General features: G+C 42.1%; 19 protein-coding genes. 18 read left to right on the forward strand and 1 reads right to left on the reverse strand.

The features are described from left to right. Positions 1-54: 54 nt before the first annotated feature. The 11 genes from ACOOE0_RS05515 (at position 55) to atpG (ending at position 10082) form a co-directional block, all read left to right on the forward strand. Positions 55-1068, forward strand: coding sequence for a GlxA family transcriptional regulator (locus ACOOE0_RS05515; protein ID WP_420401470.1), 1014 nt, complete (start codon positions 55-57; stop codon positions 1066-1068). A gap of 115 nt (positions 1069-1183) precedes the next feature. Next, entirely contained in the window at positions 1184-3739 is a 2556-nt protein-coding gene (locus ACOOE0_RS05520; protein WP_420401471.1) for a tetratricopeptide repeat protein, read from the forward strand. A 6-nt stretch (positions 3740-3745) separates the two neighbouring features. After that, positions 3746-4180, forward strand: a complete 435-nt coding sequence (locus ACOOE0_RS05525; RefSeq protein WP_420401472.1) for a bactofilin family protein — start codon at positions 3746-3748, stop codon at positions 4178-4180. Continuing rightward, on the forward strand, positions 4158-4388 hold the full coding sequence (locus tag ACOOE0_RS05530) for an AtpZ/AtpI family protein (protein WP_420401473.1): 231 nt from the start codon (positions 4158-4160) through the stop codon (positions 4386-4388). The genes ACOOE0_RS05525 and ACOOE0_RS05530 overlap by 23 nt, the downstream gene beginning before the upstream one ends. Next, positions 4388-4777, forward strand: a complete 390-nt coding sequence (locus tag ACOOE0_RS05535; protein WP_420401474.1) for a DUF6168 family protein — start codon at positions 4388-4390, stop codon at positions 4775-4777. Before ACOOE0_RS05530 ends, ACOOE0_RS05535 begins: the two co-directional genes overlap by 1 nt. Positions 4778-4896: 119 nt before the next feature. Continuing rightward, the gene (gene atpB / locus ACOOE0_RS05540; protein WP_420401475.1) at positions 4897-6021 is read left to right on the forward strand and encodes a F0F1 ATP synthase subunit A; all 1125 of its coding nucleotides are present in this window, start codon (positions 4897-4899) and stop codon (positions 6019-6021) included. Positions 6022-6112: 91 nt separating this feature from the next. Beyond that, positions 6113-6304 carry an ATP synthase F0 subunit C gene (gene atpE, locus ACOOE0_RS05545; protein WP_045801726.1) on the forward strand — a complete coding sequence of 64 codons (192 nt, stop codon included), beginning with the start codon at positions 6113-6115 and terminating at the stop codon, positions 6302-6304. A gap of 86 nt (positions 6305-6390) precedes the next feature. Then, entirely contained in the window at positions 6391-6891 is a 501-nt protein-coding gene (locus ACOOE0_RS05550) for a F0F1 ATP synthase subunit B (RefSeq protein WP_420401476.1), read from the forward strand. A 6-nt stretch (positions 6892-6897) separates the two neighbouring features. After that, the gene (atpH, locus tag ACOOE0_RS05555) at positions 6898-7437 is read left to right on the forward strand and encodes an ATP synthase F1 subunit delta (RefSeq protein ID WP_420401477.1); all 540 of its coding nucleotides are present in this window, start codon (positions 6898-6900) and stop codon (positions 7435-7437) included. A 105-nt stretch (positions 7438-7542) separates the two neighbouring features. After that, a complete protein-coding gene (atpA, locus tag ACOOE0_RS05560; RefSeq protein ID WP_420401478.1) occupies positions 7543-9123 on the forward strand; it encodes a F0F1 ATP synthase subunit alpha in 1581 nt (526 codons plus the stop codon). 98 nt (positions 9124-9221) lie between these two features. Further along, entirely contained in the window at positions 9222-10082 is an 861-nt protein-coding gene (gene atpG / locus ACOOE0_RS05565) for an ATP synthase F1 subunit gamma (RefSeq protein ID WP_420401479.1), read from the forward strand. Positions 10083-10254: 172 nt separating this feature from the next. Here the strand turns inward: atpG and ACOOE0_RS05570 are convergent, their stop codons facing one another. Then, positions 10255-11772 carry a sulfatase gene (locus ACOOE0_RS05570; protein ID WP_420401480.1) on the reverse strand — a complete coding sequence of 506 codons (1518 nt, stop codon included), beginning with the start codon at positions 11770-11772 and terminating at the stop codon, positions 10255-10257. Positions 11773-12010: 238 nt separating this feature from the next. Between ACOOE0_RS05570 and ACOOE0_RS05575 the strand changes: the two genes are divergently transcribed. From ACOOE0_RS05575 to ACOOE0_RS05605, 7 genes are read left to right on the forward strand one after another with little or no spacing between them, the layout of a single operon-like run. Continuing rightward, entirely contained in the window at positions 12011-13480 is a 1470-nt protein-coding gene (locus tag ACOOE0_RS05575; RefSeq protein WP_420401481.1) for a lipopolysaccharide biosynthesis protein, read from the forward strand. After that, positions 13470-13904, forward strand: coding sequence for a dUTP diphosphatase (gene dut / locus ACOOE0_RS05580; RefSeq protein ID WP_420401482.1), 435 nt, complete (start codon positions 13470-13472; stop codon positions 13902-13904). The genes ACOOE0_RS05575 and dut overlap by 11 nt, the downstream gene beginning before the upstream one ends. A 34-nt stretch (positions 13905-13938) precedes the next feature. Beyond that, positions 13939-14955, forward strand: coding sequence for a sugar phosphate nucleotidyltransferase (locus ACOOE0_RS05585; RefSeq protein ID WP_420401483.1), 1017 nt, complete (start codon positions 13939-13941; stop codon positions 14953-14955). Positions 14956-14983: 28 nt separating this feature from the next. Next, a complete protein-coding gene (locus ACOOE0_RS05590) occupies positions 14984-15901 on the forward strand; it encodes a tetratricopeptide repeat protein (RefSeq protein WP_420401484.1) in 918 nt (305 codons plus the stop codon). After that, positions 15901-16689 (forward strand): DUF4292 domain-containing protein, encoded by a 789-nt coding sequence (locus ACOOE0_RS05595; RefSeq protein ID WP_420401485.1) that lies wholly within the window; start codon positions 15901-15903, stop codon positions 16687-16689. Before ACOOE0_RS05590 ends, ACOOE0_RS05595 begins: the two co-directional genes overlap by 1 nt. A 1-nt stretch (position 16690) precedes the next feature. Continuing rightward, complete coding sequence (locus tag ACOOE0_RS05600) at positions 16691-17917, forward strand: murein hydrolase activator EnvC family protein (protein WP_420401486.1); 1227 nt, start codon at positions 16691-16693, stop codon at positions 17915-17917. Position 17918: 1 nt separating this feature from the next. After that, complete coding sequence (locus ACOOE0_RS05605; protein ID WP_420401487.1) at positions 17919-18755, forward strand: aldo/keto reductase; 837 nt, start codon at positions 17919-17921, stop codon at positions 18753-18755. The last annotated feature ends 39 nt before the right edge of the window (positions 18756-18794 follow it).

Genomic DNA, 18794 nt, shown 5'->3' on the forward strand with positions numbered 1-18794 from the left:
AGGGTTGATTGTGCCAAGTATTCCCACTACATTTATAGTGTAAAAAAGCTGATAATGAAACATGTAAGTATATTGGTGCCCAAGGGCAATGCCATTTTAAGTAGTGTGGTAGGCCCATTTAAAATATTGATGGCCGCCAATCAGTTCTTGAAAAAAGCCGGGATTCGGGAAGATGATTATTTTGAACTGCATTTGGTGGGTTTGGATCATGACTATTCATTGTACGAAGGACTTTTCAGTATACATTGCGATAGTACAATAGATGATATTAAAAAGACGGATTTGATTCTTATTCCCGCCTTAAGGCCGGACAAACTAGATGCCGATTTGGATCAGAACAAGGATTTTATTCCATGGATTGTGAACCAGCGACTCCAGAACAATGCCGAAGTGGCCAGCATGTGCATGGGCGCTTTTTTGTTGGCTCAAACGGGATTGGTGGATGGGAAACAATGCGCTACCCATTGGGCTGGGATGGAAATGTTCAGGAAAATGTTTCCACAAGTAAACTTGGTGTCCAACAAAATTGTGACCGACGAAGATGGCATTTATACAAGTGGCGGAGCTTTTTCCTTTTTGAACCTTATCCTACATTTGGTGGAAAAATACTGTGGCCGACCAGCAGCTATTTATCTCTCCAAGTTTTTTGAGATTGATATGGATCGGCAGGACCAGAACCAATTTGCGATTTTTCAAGCACAAAAGGATCACGAGGATGATGCAATAAAAGAAGCTCAGAAGTACATTGAAAATAATGTGAAGAGCAAGATATCTGTGGAACGTTTGGCAGAGAAATATGCAATCAGCAGTCGCAATTTTGTGCGAAGATTTAAAAAGGCTACCCAGAACACCCCGTTGGAATACATTCAAAGAGTGAAGATTGAAGCTGCGAAAAGAAGCTTGGAATCTACCCAACAAAACGTCAATGAGGTCATGTACCAGGTGGGTTATGCGGATCAAAAAGCGTTTCGGACCGTCTTTAAAAAATATGTGGGACTTTCCCCAGTGGCATACAAGTCAAAATACAATAGAAGCAGGACCAATTTTGAAAGACCTTCGGCCTGGTAAATGCTCCTTTTTGGTTAATGTTTCGCTCAGGCAAAAAAATTATTGCATTTTACCGATGAGCCTTATAATAATCTGGATGTTTTTCAGTTAAGGTTAGACACGATTATCGATAATTTTGAAGCTTCAACATATCATTTTTGGCGCAATTGTCTGCGGAGGATTGCTTTTTAACTCCTGTTCCACAAAAAAGGACAAGTTCCTTAATCGCAATTGGCACGCCCTAAACACCAAATACAACACCCTTTACAACGGCAACATTGCCTTTGAGCAAGGAAGGGAAGAACTCAATGCCAACTACCGAGATGATTACTGGGAAATCTTACCGGTGGAACGCTTGGAAGTGACGGATGAGGTGAAGTTGGACTCTGAAGACAACAACCCCAATTTTATCATTGCCGAGGAGAAGGCCACCAAGGCCATCCAAAAACACAGCATGGACATTAAGGATGAAGAGCGCAATCCACAAACGGATGAGGCTTTTCTTTTGTTGGGCAAGGCCCGCTATTTTGACCAACGCTATATTCCGGCTTTGGAATCCTTCAATTACATTCTGAGAAAATATACCGAAAGCGATAAGCTGAATGAAGCCACCATCTGGCGGGAGAAGACCAACATGCGTTTGGACAATCCCGAACTGGCTATCAAGAATCTGGAAAGATTGTTCAAGTTTGAGCGTTTAAAAGACCAGGAGCATGCCGATGCCAATGCAGTGATGGCCCAGTGCTACATCAACCTAAAGGCCAAGGACACGGCCATCCAAAAATTAAAAATAGCCCAGGCCTATACCAGAAAGAATGCTGAAAAAGGAAGATACCTGTTCATCATCGGTCAACTGTACAACAGTTTGGGATTCAAGGATAGCGCCAACTATGCTTTTGACAAGGTTATTGCATTGAACAGGAAGTCCCCAAGAGTTTACATGATCAATGCCCATCTAAAAAAAATCCAGAACACGCAGATTACGGATACCAATCAGGAAGAATTATTGGAATATCTGACCGAGCTGGAAGAGAATAGGGAAAACCGCCCTTTTTTGGACAAGATCTATCGAGAGATTGCACAGTTTCATTTGAACACCCAATCGGACAGCCTGGCCATTGTCTATTTCAACAAATCTTTAAGGGCCAATACGGGGGAGCGTAAATTAAATGCGCTCAATTATAAGGATTTGGGGGATTACTACTTTGATCAAGACGCTTACAAAACTTCTGGAGCATATTACGATAGCACCCTGACCAACCTTGTGGTGAACACCAAGGAGCATCGTCGGATCAAGAAGAAGTTGGACAATTTGGAAGATGTGATCAAGTACGAGGACATCGTTCAGCACGCTGATAGTGTAATCACTTTGTACGAAATGCCGGAAGCAGAACGCAAGGTTTATTTTGAAGAACTAATTGCAGAGCTCAAACGCAAGGATGAGGAAGCCGCCCAGGCGGAATTGGAACGAACAACCGCTGGCTTTGCCACGTTTGCCGAATCCAAGGGAGGAAAAGAAAACAAGGGCAAGTTCTACTTCTACAACATTACCAGTTTGGGCTACGGAAAAAATGATTTTAGAACCCGCTGGGGCGATCGTACCCTGGAGGACGATTGGCGCTGGAGTAATAAAAGCAGAACCCTGGTTTCGGAAGCAACCGGAGAAGTTGTTTCTGCGAATGGTCAGCCCGCTACGGCAATTTCGGAGGAACAAAAATATTCGCTGGATTTTTATTTAAGCCAGATACCCACCGATGAAAAGGTAATTGACAGTCTTTGGGGGGAACGCAATTTTGCCAACTATCAATTGGGATTGATCTATAAGGAAAAATTCAAGGAGAACTTATTGGCCGCGGGTAAACTGGAAAGAGTGCTGGCTTTAAATCCAGAGGAGCGTTTGATCCTTCCGTCCAAATACAATCTGTACAAAATATATGAGGAAACAGGCAGTCCTTTGGCGCAGAATATGAAGCAGGATATCATCACGAACCATCCTGATACCAGATATGCCGAAATCCTATTGAATCCACAAGCCGTTCTGGCTGGAAATACAGATAGTCCGGATGCTAGGTATGCTTCGCTTTACAAATTGTACGAACAGCAAGAATATCTTCAGGTAATAACCCTGACCCAGGATTACATCAATAAATTTACAGGGGACCCCATTGTTCCCAAGTTTGAAATGTTGAAAGCGAATGCCATTGGGCGACTGCAAGGATTTGAGTCGTTCAGGGAAGCACTGAATTTTGTGGCGCTGACCTATCCCAACAATCCAGAAGGGAAAAAAGCCGAAGCCATGGTTGCGGAACAATTACCCAAATTGGAAACCAAGGAATTTTCTCCTGAAACGGGATCAACTGGGGCTGGGAACTGGAAAGTAGTTTTCCCATTCAAAATAAAGGACAACGAAAAAGCGTTGAAATTAAAGGAACGATTGGAGGCATCCATCAAGGACCTTAATTATAAAAATGTGGTTTCCAAGGATATTTATACGTTGGAGGACCAATTTGTAGTAGTGCACGGTTTTAAGTCAAAGGACTTTGCCCTAGGCTATGCAGAGCTTATAAAAAAGAACAAGGACTACCGCATCTACGATGAGAATTTTGTAGTTTTATCCAACAATTATAAAATCATACAAGTACACAAAAATTTAGCTGCGTACAAAGCGCAGATTTTAACCCCAAAACCCTAGAAAACAATGTTTTCAGACAACAAAAAACCTCGGACTATGACAGAATTTGGAGGACAACCCAACAGAATTGAGAAGAACACCAAAATTAAGGGTGACATTACTTCAGAGGCCGATTTTCGAATCGATGGTAAACTCGAAGGCAACGTAAAAACTTCCGGAAAAGTGGTTATCGGAAAAGATGGCTACATCAAAGGAAAAGTAGAATGTGTAAATGCCGATATTGAAGGGAAATTCAATGGCGAACTTCAAGTGAATGATCTACTTTCCCTTAAGGCATCTGCAATTATAGAGGGAACGGTTAGTGTTTCCAAGTTGGCAGTAGAACCTGGAGCCACATTTAATGCTGCTTGTACCATGGGCAAGGGAGCTTCGGCACCAGCTGCAGCCTCAACGCACAAACTGCAGCCCAACAAGACCAATGAACCAGCAAAAGTCTCCTAAAAAAAAGAACAATTTTAAGAATGCTGCAATGCTTTCCGGCATTGCGTTTGAAATGGGAGCCATAATTTTTCTTGCCGTTAAGGGAGGGAAATGGCTGGATGCCCATTACGGGAACGAAAAAAATATTTTCACGGTAATTGCCACTTTATTGGGAGTGGCAATTTCTATTTGGGTAGTTTTGCAACAGCTAAAACGGATAAAATACTAATGCCCAATCTCAATTTGCCCACCAAATTTATTGCACTTCTTCTGTTATTGTTGCTCCTGTCCTTTGGAGCGCATTTAGGAATCCTGTCGCTGAGGAACCTTCCTCTTTTTGACAACCTTATTGTGCTTTCCTATGTGGTCAACGCAATTTTGGCCGCCGTAATTTTCCTCTTGCTGTATAAATTCAGGGAGAAGTTGAAGAATCAGATTGGATTTTTGTTCATGGGCGGAAGCCTGCTCAAGTTTGTTTTTTTCTTCTTGCTTTTTTATCCTACCTACAAGAGTGACGGCGATATGTCCGGCTTGGAGTTTGCCGCATTTTTTGTTCCCTACGCCATCTCACTTTTTTTGGAGACATTTTATACTTCCAAAATGCTCAAAAACCTATAGGATAGACCTTAAAATTATCCCACTCAAGGTGCTCAAAAATAAAAGTTTGAAAGCTTTTTTCTTTTTGTGAGAATGACTTACATTTGCACCGATTTTGAGAGACCGATATTTTGAGCGAAATGCGAAAAACTTTTTTTACGAGATTTCTTCTTATTGCAGCACTATTTTTAGGTCAGTTCACTTTTGCAAGTGAAACCAAAGAAGAAGCCGATGGACACGGCAAGGACCTTAAGACAGAAATTAAGGAATACATCGCCCATCACCTTCAAGATGCCCATGATTTTTCATTGTTTTCCTATACCAAGGAAAATGGGGAGCACAAGTATGTTGGATTTCCATTGCCGGTTATTCTTTGGGATAACGGATTGAAAGTTTTTTCCTCTTCAAAATTCCATCACGGCGAAACTTTGGCCGAAGTTGATGGTAACTATTACAAGCTTTATCACAGCAAGATATATAAAACAGACGCAGAAGGGACCATCCATTATGATGAAGACCACCACGCTACCAATGTAAAGCCTTTGGATTTTTCCATTACCAAGAACGTGGTGATGATTATCGTAACTGGCTTGTTGATGTTGTGGTTGTTCTCCAGTTTAGCAAGATCTTATGGAAAGAACAATGGTATTCCCACAGGTGCAGGCCGTTTCTTCGAACCAATAGTCCTATATATTAGGGATGATATTGCAAGACCAAACATTGGGGAAAAAAGATACAGGAAGTACATGCCTTTCTTGTTGACCATCTTTTTCTTTATCTGGTTTTTGAACATTTTTGGATTGACCCCCCTTGGAATTAACGTGACAGGAAATATTGCCATCACGGTTTCTTTGGCCATCATGACGTTTTTGATTACGAATTTCACAGGAACCAAGGATTACTGGATGCACCAGTTTGATCCATTGGGTAAATCCCTGCCTTGGTATGGTAAAATTCCATTGTACATTATTTTGGTTCCCATCGAATTGTTGGGATTGATCATCAAACCTTTCTCGTTATTGATTCGTTTGTATGCAAACATGCAAGCAGGTCACATCGTATTGATGAGTTTGATTGGATTGATGTTCATTTTTAAGAGCTGGTTGGGAAGTCCTTTGTCATTTGGACTGGCTTTCGCCATCTCTTTGATTGAAGTATTGGTGGCCTTGCTGCAAGCATATATTTTCACCATGTTGTCCGCTCTGTATTTCGGATTCGCTTCCGAAGAACATGAGCACGACCATGACGCAGAGGTTGCACATTAATAAGTATGTAGTTCCTGCTGTCATGTCGAGCGCAGTCGAGACGGAAAGCAGGAATCAAAGATTGAATATTTAATTTTTAAACTAGATAGATATGGAAATTCCAGTAATGGTAGGTGCAGGTTTGGTAGTAATCGGTGTAGGTCTTGGTATTGGTAGAATCGGTGGTTCTGCTATGGAGGCTATCGCTCGTCAGCCTGAAGCTTACGGAAAAATCCAAACAGCGATGTTGATTGCAGCAGCGTTGATTGAAGGTATTGGTTTCGCTGCCCTATTCGCAGTATAATCAAACCCACAAAGTAAAGGCTGTAACGGTTGGTTGCAGCTTTTACTTAGTTTAAGAATTCAAAGTATAAAAGCATAGAATAGATTATGGAAAAGTTATTGGAAGAGTTTTCGTTGGGATTGTTTTTCTGGCAGACTTTATTGTTCGGATTATTGTTGTTCCTACTTTGGAAATTTGCATGGAAACCTATCCTGAATGCAATCAATGACCGTGAGGAAGGCATCAAAAATGCCTTGGATGCTGCTGAGGAGGCCAAAAAAGAAATGCAGAACGTTACTGCGGATAGCGAGAAGTTGTTGAAAGAGGCCAGAGCAGAACGTGAGACCCTATTAAAGGAGGCGCGCGAGATCAAGGACAAAATTGTTGCCGATGCCAAAGAGCAGGCCCAAGTGGAAGGCGACAAAATGATCAAACAAGCCCAAGCAACCATCGAAAGTGAAAAGAAAGCTGCTGTTGCCGATATCAAAGCTCAGGTAGCCAATCTTTCCATAGATATTGCAGAAAAAGTAATCAAGGAAGAACTGTCCGATAAGAAGAAGCAGGAAAAGCTTGTTAAGGACATGTTGGGTGACATCGAATTGAACTAAGAATAGATGAACGAAAGTAGGGCAGCCGCACGTTACGCAAAAGCAACCTTGGATTTCGCTATCGAAAAGAAAGCGGCAGAAGTCGTTGAAAAAGATATGCGAAGCATTGCTGCTACCATCAACGATAATGCCGAGCTTCAGAGCTTATTGGGAAGCCCGGTCATTAAAGGTGAAGCAAAAAAGGAGGCGCTAAAAAAGATATTCAAAGGGTCTAACCAAATTACTTTGGGCTTGATCAATACCTTGACCGACAATAAAAGGGTTGGTCTGTTGCAAGAGGTGGCCTACAAGTACATTATCCTTCATGAGCAATTGAAAGGTGAGGATGTAGCCTATGTGACCACTGCGGTTCCATTGACGGCAGCCTTGGAAAAAGAGGTGTTGGCCCAAGTGAATAAAATCACAGGAAACAAAGTCACTATAGAAAACAAGGTGGATGAAAACATCTTGGGTGGATTTGTGTTGCGCATTGGGGATTTACAGTACGATGCCAGCGTATCCAACAAATTGAACAGTTTAAAAAGAGAATTTACAAACAGTCTATAGCCCTTCGCAAAGAGCTACGGACTAAGAGTTTATATCAATATAGGAATTAAAATAAGACGTATAGCAATCTAAAATCTATCGTCTAAAGTCTAATATCTAGTCAAAATGGCAGGAGTAAAAGCCGCTGAAGTATCAGCAATTTTGAAGGAACAATTATCAGGATTTGAGGCATCCGCTTCCTTGGACGAAGTAGGTACCGTATTACAAGTAGGTGACGGTATTGCCCGCGTCTATGGACTTTCCAATGCTCAATATGGAGAGCTTGTGGAGTTCGATGGGGGCATGGAAGGTATTGTTTTGAACTTGGAAGAAGATAATGTTGGTGTAGTATTGTTGGGCCCATCCAAACAAGTAATGGAAGGTGCAACCGTAAAAAGAACACAACGTATCGCATCCATCAATGTAGGTGAAGGAATTGTTGGTCGTGTTGTGGATACCTTGGGTAACCCTATCGATGGTAAAGGGCCTATCGCTGGTGACACTTACGAAATGCCATTGGAGCGTAAAGCACCTGGGGTTATTTACCGTCAGCCAGTAAATGAGCCATTGCAAACCGGGGTTAAGGCTATCGATGCCATGATTCCAATTGGTAGAGGACAAAGGGAGTTGGTTATTGGTGACCGTCAAACAGGTAAGACCACCGTTTGTATTGATACCATCTTGAACCAAAAAGAATTTTACGATGCTGGGGAGCCTGTATATTGTATCTACGTTGCTGTAGGTCAAAAGGCTTCTACTGTTGCAGCTATAGCCAAAACCTTGGAAGACAAAGGTGCTTTGGCTTATACCACTATCGTAGCGGCTAATGCATCCGATCCTGCACCGATGCAGGTATATGCTCCTTTCGCCGGTGCTGCGATTGGGGAATATTTTAGGGATACGGGTCGTCCAGCCTTGATCATCTATGATGATTTGTCAAAACAAGCAGTTGCTTATCGTGAGGTATCCCTTCTTTTGAGAAGACCTCCAGGTCGTGAGGCATATCCTGGTGACGTATTCTACTTGCACTCAAGATTGTTGGAGCGTGCTGCAAAAGTGATTGCGGATGATGATATTGCCAAGAACATGAACGATTTACCGGATGCGCTTAAGCCTATGGTAAAAGGGGGAGGTTCTTTAACGGCACTTCCAATTATTGAAACCCAAGCAGGTGACGTTTCCGCCTATATCCCAACCAACGTAATTTCCATTACGGATGGTCAGATATTCTTGGAGCAGGATTTGTTCAACCAAGGGGTTAGACCAGCGATCAACGTGGGTATCTCTGTATCCCGTGTAGGTGGTTCGGCGCAGATCAAATCCATGAAAAAAGTAGCAGGTACTTTGAAATTGGATCAAGCCCAGTTCCGTGAATTGGAAGCTTTTGCCAAATTCGGTTCTGATTTGGATGCTGCTACCTTGAACGTAATTGAGAAAGGTCGTAGAAACGTGGAAATCTTGAAGCAGGCCCAGAACGATCCATTTACCGTGGAAGATCAGGTGGCCATCATCTTCGCAGGTTCTAAAAACTTGTTGAGGGATGTTCCTGTGGACAAGGTAAAGGAATTTGAAAGAGATTTCATCGAGTTTATGAATGCCAAGCATAGAGACGTATTGGATACGCTTAAGGCTGGTAAATTGACAGATGAGCTTACTGATACTTTGACAGCGGTTTGTAAAGACCTGTCTGGAAAGTATAGTGCATAAAGTTGTCATTCCCGCCGTCATACTGAGCTCAGTCGAAGGAAAGCGGGAATCCATAATAATAAGATTCCGCATCAAGTGCGGAATGACAAATAAGAAGAATGGCAAATCTAAAGGAAATACGAAATAGGATAGCATCGGTAAAGTCGACCATGCAGATTACCAGTGCCATGAAAATGGTATCTGCTGCCAAGTTGAAAAAGGCCCAAGACGCCATTACCGCTATGCGCCCCTATGCAAATAAACTTACGGAATTGCTGCAAAGCCTTAGTGCAAGTTTGGACGGGGATGCCGGAAGCAAATTTGCGGATGCTAGAGCCGTCAACAAAGTATTGGTAGTGGCCATTACATCCAATCGTGGGTTGTGTGGTGCGTTTAATTCCAACATCATCAAACAGACCAATGCATTGATCAACGAAACCTATGCTGGAAAGCAGGTTGATGTTATTGCCATTGGTAAAAAAGGAAATGATATTCTAGGCAAGAATGGGAATGTTGTTGCCAATCATAGCCAAGTTTTTGATGACCTAACCTTTGAAAACGTTGCAGCCATTGCTGAGACTTTGATGAACCACTTCACGGAAGGGGATTATGACAAGATTGAGTTGGTATACAACAAGTTCAAAAATGCTGCGACACAGATTGTGATGACCGAGCAGTTTTTGCCCATTGTCCCTGTTGAAGGAGATAACACAGGTGCTGCCGATTACATCTTTGAGCCTTCAAAGCCTGAAATCGTGGAGCAATTGATTCCAAAGTCGTTAAAGACCCAATTGTACAAAGCGGTCCGTGATTCCTTTGCCAGTGAACATGGTGCCCGTATGACGGCAATGCACAAAGCAACGGATAACGCCTCCGAACTTAAAGATCAGTTGACGCTTACCTATAACAAAGCAAGACAAGCTGCAATTACCAATGAAATCTTGGAAATTGTTGGTGGTGCGGAAGCACTAAACAATTAGGCGATACATAGTGAAGCCAAATAGCCTAAGTGCGGAAGCACTAAACAATTAGGCGATACATGGTGAAGCCAAATAGCTTAAGTGCGGAAGCATTGAACAACTAGTGTCAATTAATAGGAATAAAAAAGGCCGCTCCATTGGAGCGGCCTTTTTCGTTTTATCATGCACACGGCTAATGTGATTTGGCCCTTCTGGACTCGTGCAAATCAATATAGTACTGGTTGAGCTCATCTGAATCTTTATACTGAACCCGAAGTTCCTCCAACCTTATCTTTAGCTCCTTCACTACTTCCGCATAAGCTGGATCACTGTAAACATTGTTCATCTCCTGTGGATCCTTTTTACGGTCATAGAGCTCCCACTCGTCCACATCATAATAGAAATGGGCCAATTTATAGTCTGTAGTAACAATCCCATAATGTCTCATCACCTGATGTTCAGCAGGATATTCATAATAGTGGTAATACACGGCATCCCTTGTCCATTTCTCCTCGTTCGATGTCAAAAGAGGCATTAAACTTTCCCCTTGCATATCATCAGGAATTTCAATTTGTGCGGCTTCCAAAAAGGTCTGGGCAAAATCTAAATTTTGAACCATTTCCTCATTGGTGATTCCTGGCTTGATTTTGTTTGGCCATCGAATCAATAATGGGGTTTTAAAGGATTCATCATAAATAAATCGCTTATCGAACCAGCCATGTTCACCCAGATAAAATCCTTGGTCCGAAGTGTAAACCACCAAGGTGTTTTCCGATAGCTCATTTTCATCCAAGTAATCCAGGACGCGCCCCACATTATCATCAACAGAAGAAATACAGGCCAGATAATCCTGCATATAACGTTGGTATTTCCAAATCATCTTTTCCCTATCGTTCATAGAGGGCCAGTTCTCTTCAAAATCCTTGCTTATGGCGTCTAGAAAGGGCTTTAAATGGGCTTTTTGCTCTTCCGTGGCACGGTTGTATTGGTTATTAAAGGCATTCACCAAATCCGGTACTTCTGGAGTCACCTTGCCCATGCTTGCAATGGTTTCTGGCCAAACCTTGGTGTCATAAACATACTTCATATGGGTCAATAGGTTCATTTCTGCTGTTTTTGCTGCTGAACCTCTATTGCTATAATCATCAAAAAGAGTTTCAGGAATCGGAAATTCCTTTCCATAAAATTCCTTGAATTTTTCCGGGGTTGGCCACCAAGGTCTATGGGGGGCCTTATGTAAATACATCAGCATGAACGGCTTGTTGGGATCTCGTTTTTTATCCAACCAGTTGAGCGTGATGTCGGTTGTGATGTCCGTAGCATAACCTGTTATGGTCGTATCCCCATTTTGAGTGATAAAATCAGGATTGATATATTGACCCTGGCCTGGAAGAATCATAAAGTCATCCACTCCTTTGGGGTTGTTCCCAAAGTGGAGTTTTCCAAACATAGCGGTTTGGTAGCCCGCTTTTTGGAACAACTGTGGAAAGGTCACCTGAGTGGTGTCAAAGGGCATTAAATTGTCCACTTTGCCATTGATATGGGTGTGCTTTCCCGTTAAAATTGTGGCCCTGGACGGAGCGCATATGGAGTTGGTAACACAGGCATTGGTAAAGACAATACCCTCCTTTCCTATTCGATCAATATGTGGGGTTTGGATCAGATGGTCATTGTAGGCACTTATGGCCTGATAGGCATGATCATCTGACATGATAAACAGGATGTTAGGTCTTGTTTGATTTTCGGTTTGGGCTTCATTTTTCTTCTCTGCACATGAGACTAACAATAGGGTTGAAAAGATGAGGCAAAATGTTTTTGAAATGGTTTGCATTGGGTTGATTTATTTATACAAGTCAAAAAGGTACAAATTGTTCCGCTAAAGCTATAACCAAAACGATTTGCGTAACTTGTACTCTTCAAAGGAATGATATCATAACAAGGAGTTTCTATTGAACCCACTTAAGCGGCTTTTTAAACAGACTTTTATCTATGGCCTGGCCACCGTTTTGCCCAGGGTGCTTTCCTTCTTCCTTCTTCCCTTGTACACTTCGGTTTTTGAAAACGCGGCAGGTTATGGGCAGTATATCAACATCTATGCTTGGATAGCGATATTCAATGTGTTTTTGGCCTATGGAATGGAAACCGCTTTTTTTCGATTTTATCACAAACAGGAGGATAAAAGGTCGGTCATTTCCACTTCTTTGATTTCCCTTTTATGTTCCTCGCTGCTGTTTTTGATTTTGGCTTTGGTTGTCAAAGAGAACTTGGCCAATATCACCAACATTAATATCGATTATATCAAGTTTACCACTTATATTTTGGTGCTGGATGCCTTGGTAATCATTCCTTTTGCATTGCTAAGAGCTCAGGAAAAACCTATGAAATATGCCACACTGAAAACGATCAATGTGGCGATCAATCTTGGGTTCAATGTGTTTTTCCTTTTGATTCTCCCTGGACTCGCGCAGCAAAATCCAGAAGGGTTTTTGGCGGGAATGTACCATGAAGGATGGGAAATTCAGTATATCTTCATTTCCAACATTATTGCCAGCGGGATAACGCTGCTATTATTGTTGCCAACCTATTTTAAAACGTCCTACAGCTTCGATTTTTCCATTTGGAAAGGCATGCTCAAATATGCAGGCCCCGTAATGGTAGCAGGGGTTGCTTTTACCATCAATGAGGTATTTGACAAAATTCTATTGACCGAACTTTTACATCCTGATGTGGCCGAGGCCGAGGTGGGCAAATATGGGGCCTGTTATAAATTGGCCCTGTTCATGACCCTTTTTGGAACCGCATTTAGAATGGGGGTGGAACCCTTCTTTTTTAGTCATGCAAATTCAGAGAAACCCCAAAAAACATATGCGCAGATCACCAACTACTTTGTCATTTTGGGAAGCCTTATATTGCTTACGGTGATTGTCTTTGTGGAGCCTCTGGGAAAACTATTGATACGGAATTCTACCTATTGGGAAGCGCTTCGGGTGGTACCCATTATTCTTTTGGCCAGCTTTTGCTTGGGGATCTATCATAACCTATCGGTATGGTATAAGGTTACGGACCAGACTAAGTTTGGCGCTTACATTTCCTCAATTGGAGCTTTGATCACCTTGATCGTTAATTTAGCCTTTATTGATAAAATTGGGTATATGGCTTCCGCCCTTGCAACCCTGGCCGCTTACGGAAGCATGATGCTCATGTCCTATTACTTTGGGAGAAAGTACTATCCCGTTCCGTACAACATGAGGAAAATCGTTTTCTATATGTCCGTTTCCCTGATATTTTCTGCCCTCTCCTTCTATGTTTTTAACCGAAATTTAATAGCTGGAGGCCTGTTACTTTTATTATTTTTGATGTTAGTTTATAAAATGGAAGGGGATAAGTTAAAGACCATATTTTTGCAGCGTGAAAGTTAAGATCATCAATAAATCAAACCACCCATTGCCCCATTATGAAACTATAGCTTCGGCTGGAATGGACCTGAGGGCAAATATCGACCAACCCATCACATTAAAATCCTTGGAAAGGACCATAATTCCAACAGGTCTTTATATAGAACTACCTGTTGGCTATGAAGCCCAAGTGCGGCCACGAAGTGGATTGGCGGCCAAAAAAGGAATCACGGTTTTGAACGCCCCTGGCACAGTCGATGCCGACTACAGAGGGGAAGTCGGGGTTATTTTGGCCAACTTGTCCGCAGAGGATTTTACCATTGAAAATGGTGAGCGGGTGGCCCAAATGGTCATTGCCAAACACGAACAGGCCGAATGGATCGAGGTGGAAGAACTTTCCAGCACAGATAGAGGAGCTGGAGGGTTTGGAAGTACTGGAAGACAATAGAGGAAAACACTAACTACGTTATATACTCATAAGCATGAAGATTATAGTACCTATGGCGGGACGGGGATCTCGCTTAAGACCACATACATTAACCATTCCCAAACCATTGATACCTGTGGCAGGAAAGCCCATTGTGCATCGTTTGGTGACGGATATAGCCAAGGTGCTGGATGAACAAATCGAGGAAGTAGCCTTCATCCTGGGAGATCCTGCGTTCTTTGGAGATGATGTGGTTGAGAGCCTAATGAACTTGGCCGAAGAATTGGGAGCAAAAGGATCCATTTACAGGCAAGATGAACCGCTCGGAACCGGGCATGCCATTATGAGTGCGAAGGAATCCCTTAGCGGCCCTGCGGTAATTGCTTATGCGGACACTTTAATTCGTGCGGATTTTGATCTGGATAAGTCGGCTGATAGCGTAATATGGGTAAAACAGGTAGAACGCCCAGAAGCATTTGGGGTGGTCAACCTAAATGAGGACAATGAGATCGTTGAGTTGGTGGAAAAACCACAGGAATTTGTGTCTGATCTAGCAGTTATTGGCATCTATTATTTTAAAGATGTTGGAGTCCTGAAAAATGAGCTTCAATATGTACTTGATAACAACATTGTGCATGGCGGGGAATATCAAATCAATGACGGAATCAAACGGATGATGGAGAAGGGCATGAAGTTTGTTCCAGGAAAGGTGGATGAATGGATGGATTGCGGAAACAAAAATGTAACCGTAGAAACCAATCAACGGATGTTGGGCTTTTTGGAAAAGGATGGTGAAAGTTTGATCGCTGATTCAGTAAAACAGGAAAACGCAAATATTATCGAACCCTGTTTCATTGGCGAAAATGTAATACTAAAAGACACGACCGTTGGTCCATATGTTTCCATAGGGGCGGACACTGTAGTAGAGAACTCTACCATAAAAAACAGTTTGATCCAAAGCAACAGTAGGATTTCCAATGCCAATCTGGATAATGCCATGATTGGTAACAATGTGGTTTTTGATGGCAACTTCGAATCCATAAGTATTGGGGACTATTCCGTATTGGCATAAATAACAGGCAGATATAAGTGATGGACGGATGAAAAAGCACTTGAATTTTTGGGCTGTATTGGCTCTGTTCCTCGGAACGGGGTATACAAACTATGCCCAAGAAGAAGAGAGTGCAGAAGTCTATCTGGAGGAATATACCGACGAATTTCAAGAGACCTTCTTTGAAGCTGTAAAGCAGAAGAGCATCCAAAATTATGATAAGGCCATCAACCTTTTTTTGGAATGTAAGCAATTGGATGTTTCAAGTGATGTTATTGACTACCAATTGGCCAAAACCTATTTTTTGGATAAGCAATATATCCAAGCCCAAGAATATGCCATTGCAACCCTCATGGCCAAATCAGGGGATTTTTGGTATTTGGAAAACCTCGTCAACATTATTGAAGCGCAAGGGAGTTCTATGGAATCGTTGAAGGGGCGGTTACCTTTAGAAAATTTGAAGCTAAAGGAGAACCTGGCATTGATTTATTTCAAAAAGGCTAACTATGCGGAGGCTCAAAAGGTTTTAAAGGAAATGGGCAACTCCAAATTTGCCAATGAGCTTGGATTGAAAATAAAGGATTCCTTGAACAAGAAGAACAAGGACTCCCAGGCAAAACCTGTAAAGGAACATACTCCCCAAGAAGATGATCCAGTGTCCCAGAATATAGCCAAAATGGAGGAGCTTTTAGGGACATCGGACTATGGGGCTTTGGAAAAAGTGGCCGAACAAGCACTGGAAGCTTATCCGTTGCAGGCTTATTTTCACTATGCCTATGGAGCGGCCCTTAATGGAAAATCGGACACGGCAAAAGCCATAGAAGTGTTGGAAGAAGCTTTGGATTTTTTATTTGATGACGATGCTCTTGCCAATAAAATATATAAGGAACTTTCCAAGGCTTACACCAAAATTGGAAATTCCTCCAAGGCAACGGAATATCTTAACAAAATAAAACCGGGATTGTAATGAAGGGCATTCAGTTTAATCTAAAAAATCTTTATCCCGCAATTGCGTTGGCCCTGCTGATGGGTTTTACCGCTTGTAAATCTACCAAGAGTGTAACTGGTGGTGAAGTGGATTCCAGGCTATCTACCAAACGGATTATTGAGAACCATTATGCGAACCAGCTCGAATTTAAAACGCTAAGCGGGCGGGTCAAAATTGATTATTCTGATGGTGAGGATGCCCAGGGTGTCACGGTGAGTCTTCGAATGGAAAAAGATGAGGTGATTTGGATCAGCGCTCCATTGGGAATGGTTAAGGCTCATATTACCCCAGAGCGGGTATCTTTCTATAACAAGCTTCAGAACGAATATTTTGATGGGGACTTTAGCTACCTAAGCGATTTGTTGGGGACAGACTTGGACTTTACCAAGGTGCAGAACCTGCTTTTAGGCACAGCGGTTTTAGATATGAGGGATGAAAAATATACTTCCACAATAAATGGGAGCAATTATCAGTTAAAACCTAAGAAGGCCCGGGAATTGTTTAAGATCTTGTTCCAATTGGAACCTGGAAATTTTAAAATTCATTCCCAGGAAATAGCACAGCCAGAAAACAACAGACTGCTAACGGCTGAATATACCTATCAGGATATTTCTGGAAGCGTATTGCCCAATGAGATTCATATTGTTGCATTGGAAAATAATGAGAACACAAAAATTGACCTTAGTTTTAGAAGCCTTGAATTGAACAGACCCTTGAATTTTCCCTATAAAATTCCGAAAGGGTTTGATAAAATTATATTAAAGTAATATGTTCAATAAACTGCCATATTGTGCTTACCTATTGCTTTTTACATTGCTATGTGTTGGTTCGATATCTGCGCAAACAAGTGAACAAAAAGCATTGGAGGCCAAAAGGGAGCGACTTCAAAAAGAAATCAAGGAAATTAACAGATTACTTTTTGCGGAAAAGAAGGAAAAAGGGAACGTCTTGGATCAAATGGAGGCTTTGGATAATCGAATCAATGTTCGTCAGGAGTTGATTCGTGTAACCAATCAGCAGTCCAACTTACTCAACAGACAAATCAATGTGAACATCAGAAGCATTAGCAAGCTTCGGGAAGATTTAAAGATTTTAAAGGAGGATTATGCACAATTGATCCGCAAAACTTATCAGAATAAGGCACAGAACAATCGTTTGATGTTCTTATTGTCAGCAGACAACTTCTTTCAAGCTTTTAAACGGCTCCAATATATGGAGCAATATGCAAAGCATAGAAAAAAGCAGGGGGAGGATATTCAGAAAAAGACAGACCAATTGGCTCAATTGAACCAAGAATTGGTTCAACAAAGAAAGTCCAAGGAGCAATTACTAGCGGAAAACAAAAGAGTAAAAGCAAGTCTCTTTGATGAAATCCAAACGCAAAAAGATCTGTTGCAGAGCATTCGTCAAAATGAGAGTAAGTATACAGCGGCCATTCAGAAGAAACAGCGGGAAGCACGAAAGATAGACCGGGAGATTGAGCGACTTATTAAAAGCGCGATTGCTAGCACGAACCGAAAGGCAGGCTCTTCAAGCTCAAGAACCAAGTTTGTATTGACCCCCGAAGCCAAATTGGTGGCGACAAATTTCTCGGCCAACAAAGGAAAGCTGATTTGGCCAGTGGAAAAAGGGATTAAAAGCCAGGGGTATGGCGTTTACGCCGATCGCTTTTATCCGGGAATAAAACATAGAAACAATGGGGTCACTATTGCAACGGATAAGGGAAGTAAGGCACGGGCCATTTTTGAAGGGGAGGTCATTGCGGTAATAGCTGTGCCAGGAGGTAGTAAAGGAGTGTCTGTAAAGCATGGTAACTATATCAGCACCTATTATAATCTCACGAATCTTTATGTGAAAAAAGGGGACAAAGTGGCGGCCAAAGACGTTCTGGGAGACGTTTATACCAATCGGTTTGACGGAACCACCAAACTTAAGTTCTATCTTTATCAAGATACAAATCGATTAAATCCAGAAGACTGGATATATCAATTATAGCATGGGAAAAATTACCGATTTACAAGGATCTTTTGAATTGCACAATGGGGTTCAGATGCCATATTTTGGTTTAGGTGTATACCTTGCCAAGGATGGGGAAGAAGTATCAAACGCCGTTAAGGTTGCACTTAAACATGGGTATAGACATGTGGACACGGCATCAATCTACAACAATGAGGTGGGCGTTGGGCTTGGCATCAAAGAAAGCAATGTGGACAGAAAGGATGTTTTTGTGGTGAGCAAGGTGTGGAACGCTGACCAGGGATACGACTCAACATTAAGAGCTTTTGATGCCAGCTTGGAACGGCTCGGATTGGACTATCTAGACCTATATCTGATTCATTGGCCTAAGGGTGAACGCTCCAAAGAAACTTGGAAAGCCATGGAGCGGATTTACAGGGAAAAGAGAGTGCGGGCCATAGGGGTAAGTAATTTTATGCAGCATCACCTCGAAGATGTATTGACCGATGCTGAGATAGTTCCCATGGTAAATCAAATGGAATTTCATCCCTATTTGGTGCAGCAAGACCTTGTCAATTTTTGTAAGGGCAAAGGCATTCAATACGAGGCCTGGTCCCCCATGATGCAAGGGAATATATTTGACCTCCCCATTTTAAAGCAGATGGCGGGAAAATATGGCAAAACCGTGGCCCAGATTGTACTGCGATGGGATTTGCAGAAAGGGGTGGTCACCATTCCAAAATCCTCAAAACCCGAACGCATTGTTTCCAATGCAGACCTATTTGATTTTGAACTGAGCGCGGAAGATGTTCATGTATTGGACAATCTTGACCGTGGCCAGCGCTTTGGCCCTGACCCAAACAATTTCGATTTCTAAACAGAAAAAGAACCGTGTAAGGCCTTACTAGCACTTGTT

It is taken from the genome of Flagellimonas sp. (assembly GCF_965215805.1).
In the GTDB taxonomy this organism is placed as follows: Bacteria; Bacteroidota; Bacteroidia; order Flavobacteriales; family Flavobacteriaceae; genus Flagellimonas.

Excerpts from the sequence above, each read along its gene's own strand:
- ACOOE0_RS05605 (WP_420401487.1), top strand. The coding sequence starts at position 17,919 with ATGGGAAAAATTACCGATTTACAAGGATCTTTTGAATTGCACAATGGG.
- ACOOE0_RS05550 (WP_420401476.1), top strand. The coding sequence starts at position 6,391 with ATGGAAAAGTTATTGGAAGAGTTTTCGTTGGGATTGTTTTTCTGGCAG.
- ACOOE0_RS05590 (WP_420401484.1), top strand. The coding sequence starts at position 14,984 with ATGAAAAAGCACTTGAATTTTTGGGCTGTATTGGCTCTGTTCCTCGGA.
- ACOOE0_RS05595 (WP_420401485.1), top strand. The coding sequence starts at position 15,901 with ATGAAGGGCATTCAGTTTAATCTAAAAAATCTTTATCCCGCAATTGCG.
- atpG (WP_420401479.1), top strand. The coding sequence starts at position 9,222 with ATGGCAAATCTAAAGGAAATACGAAATAGGATAGCATCGGTAAAGTCG.
- atpH (WP_420401477.1), top strand. The coding sequence starts at position 6,898 with ATGAACGAAAGTAGGGCAGCCGCACGTTACGCAAAAGCAACCTTGGAT.
- ACOOE0_RS05535 (WP_420401474.1), top strand. The coding sequence starts at position 4,388 with ATGCCCAATCTCAATTTGCCCACCAAATTTATTGCACTTCTTCTGTTA.
- ACOOE0_RS05600 (WP_420401486.1), top strand. The coding sequence starts at position 16,691 with ATGTTCAATAAACTGCCATATTGTGCTTACCTATTGCTTTTTACATTG.
- ACOOE0_RS05515 (WP_420401470.1), top strand. The coding sequence starts at position 55 with ATGAAACATGTAAGTATATTGGTGCCCAAGGGCAATGCCATTTTAAGT.
- atpE (WP_045801726.1), top strand. The coding sequence starts at position 6,113 with ATGGAAATTCCAGTAATGGTAGGTGCAGGTTTGGTAGTAATCGGTGTA.
- ACOOE0_RS05570 (WP_420401480.1), bottom strand. The coding sequence starts at position 11,772 with ATGTCAGATGATCATGCCTATCAGGCCATAAGTGCCTACAATGACCAT.
- atpA (WP_420401478.1), top strand. The coding sequence starts at position 7,543 with ATGGCAGGAGTAAAAGCCGCTGAAGTATCAGCAATTTTGAAGGAACAA.
- ACOOE0_RS05530 (WP_420401473.1), top strand. The coding sequence starts at position 4,158 with ATGAACCAGCAAAAGTCTCCTAAAAAAAAGAACAATTTTAAGAATGCT.
- ACOOE0_RS05525 (WP_420401472.1), top strand. The coding sequence starts at position 3,746 with ATGTTTTCAGACAACAAAAAACCTCGGACTATGACAGAATTTGGAGGA.
- ACOOE0_RS05585 (WP_420401483.1), top strand. The coding sequence starts at position 13,939 with ATGAAGATTATAGTACCTATGGCGGGACGGGGATCTCGCTTAAGACCA.
- atpB (WP_420401475.1), top strand. The coding sequence starts at position 4,897 with ATGCGAAAAACTTTTTTTACGAGATTTCTTCTTATTGCAGCACTATTT.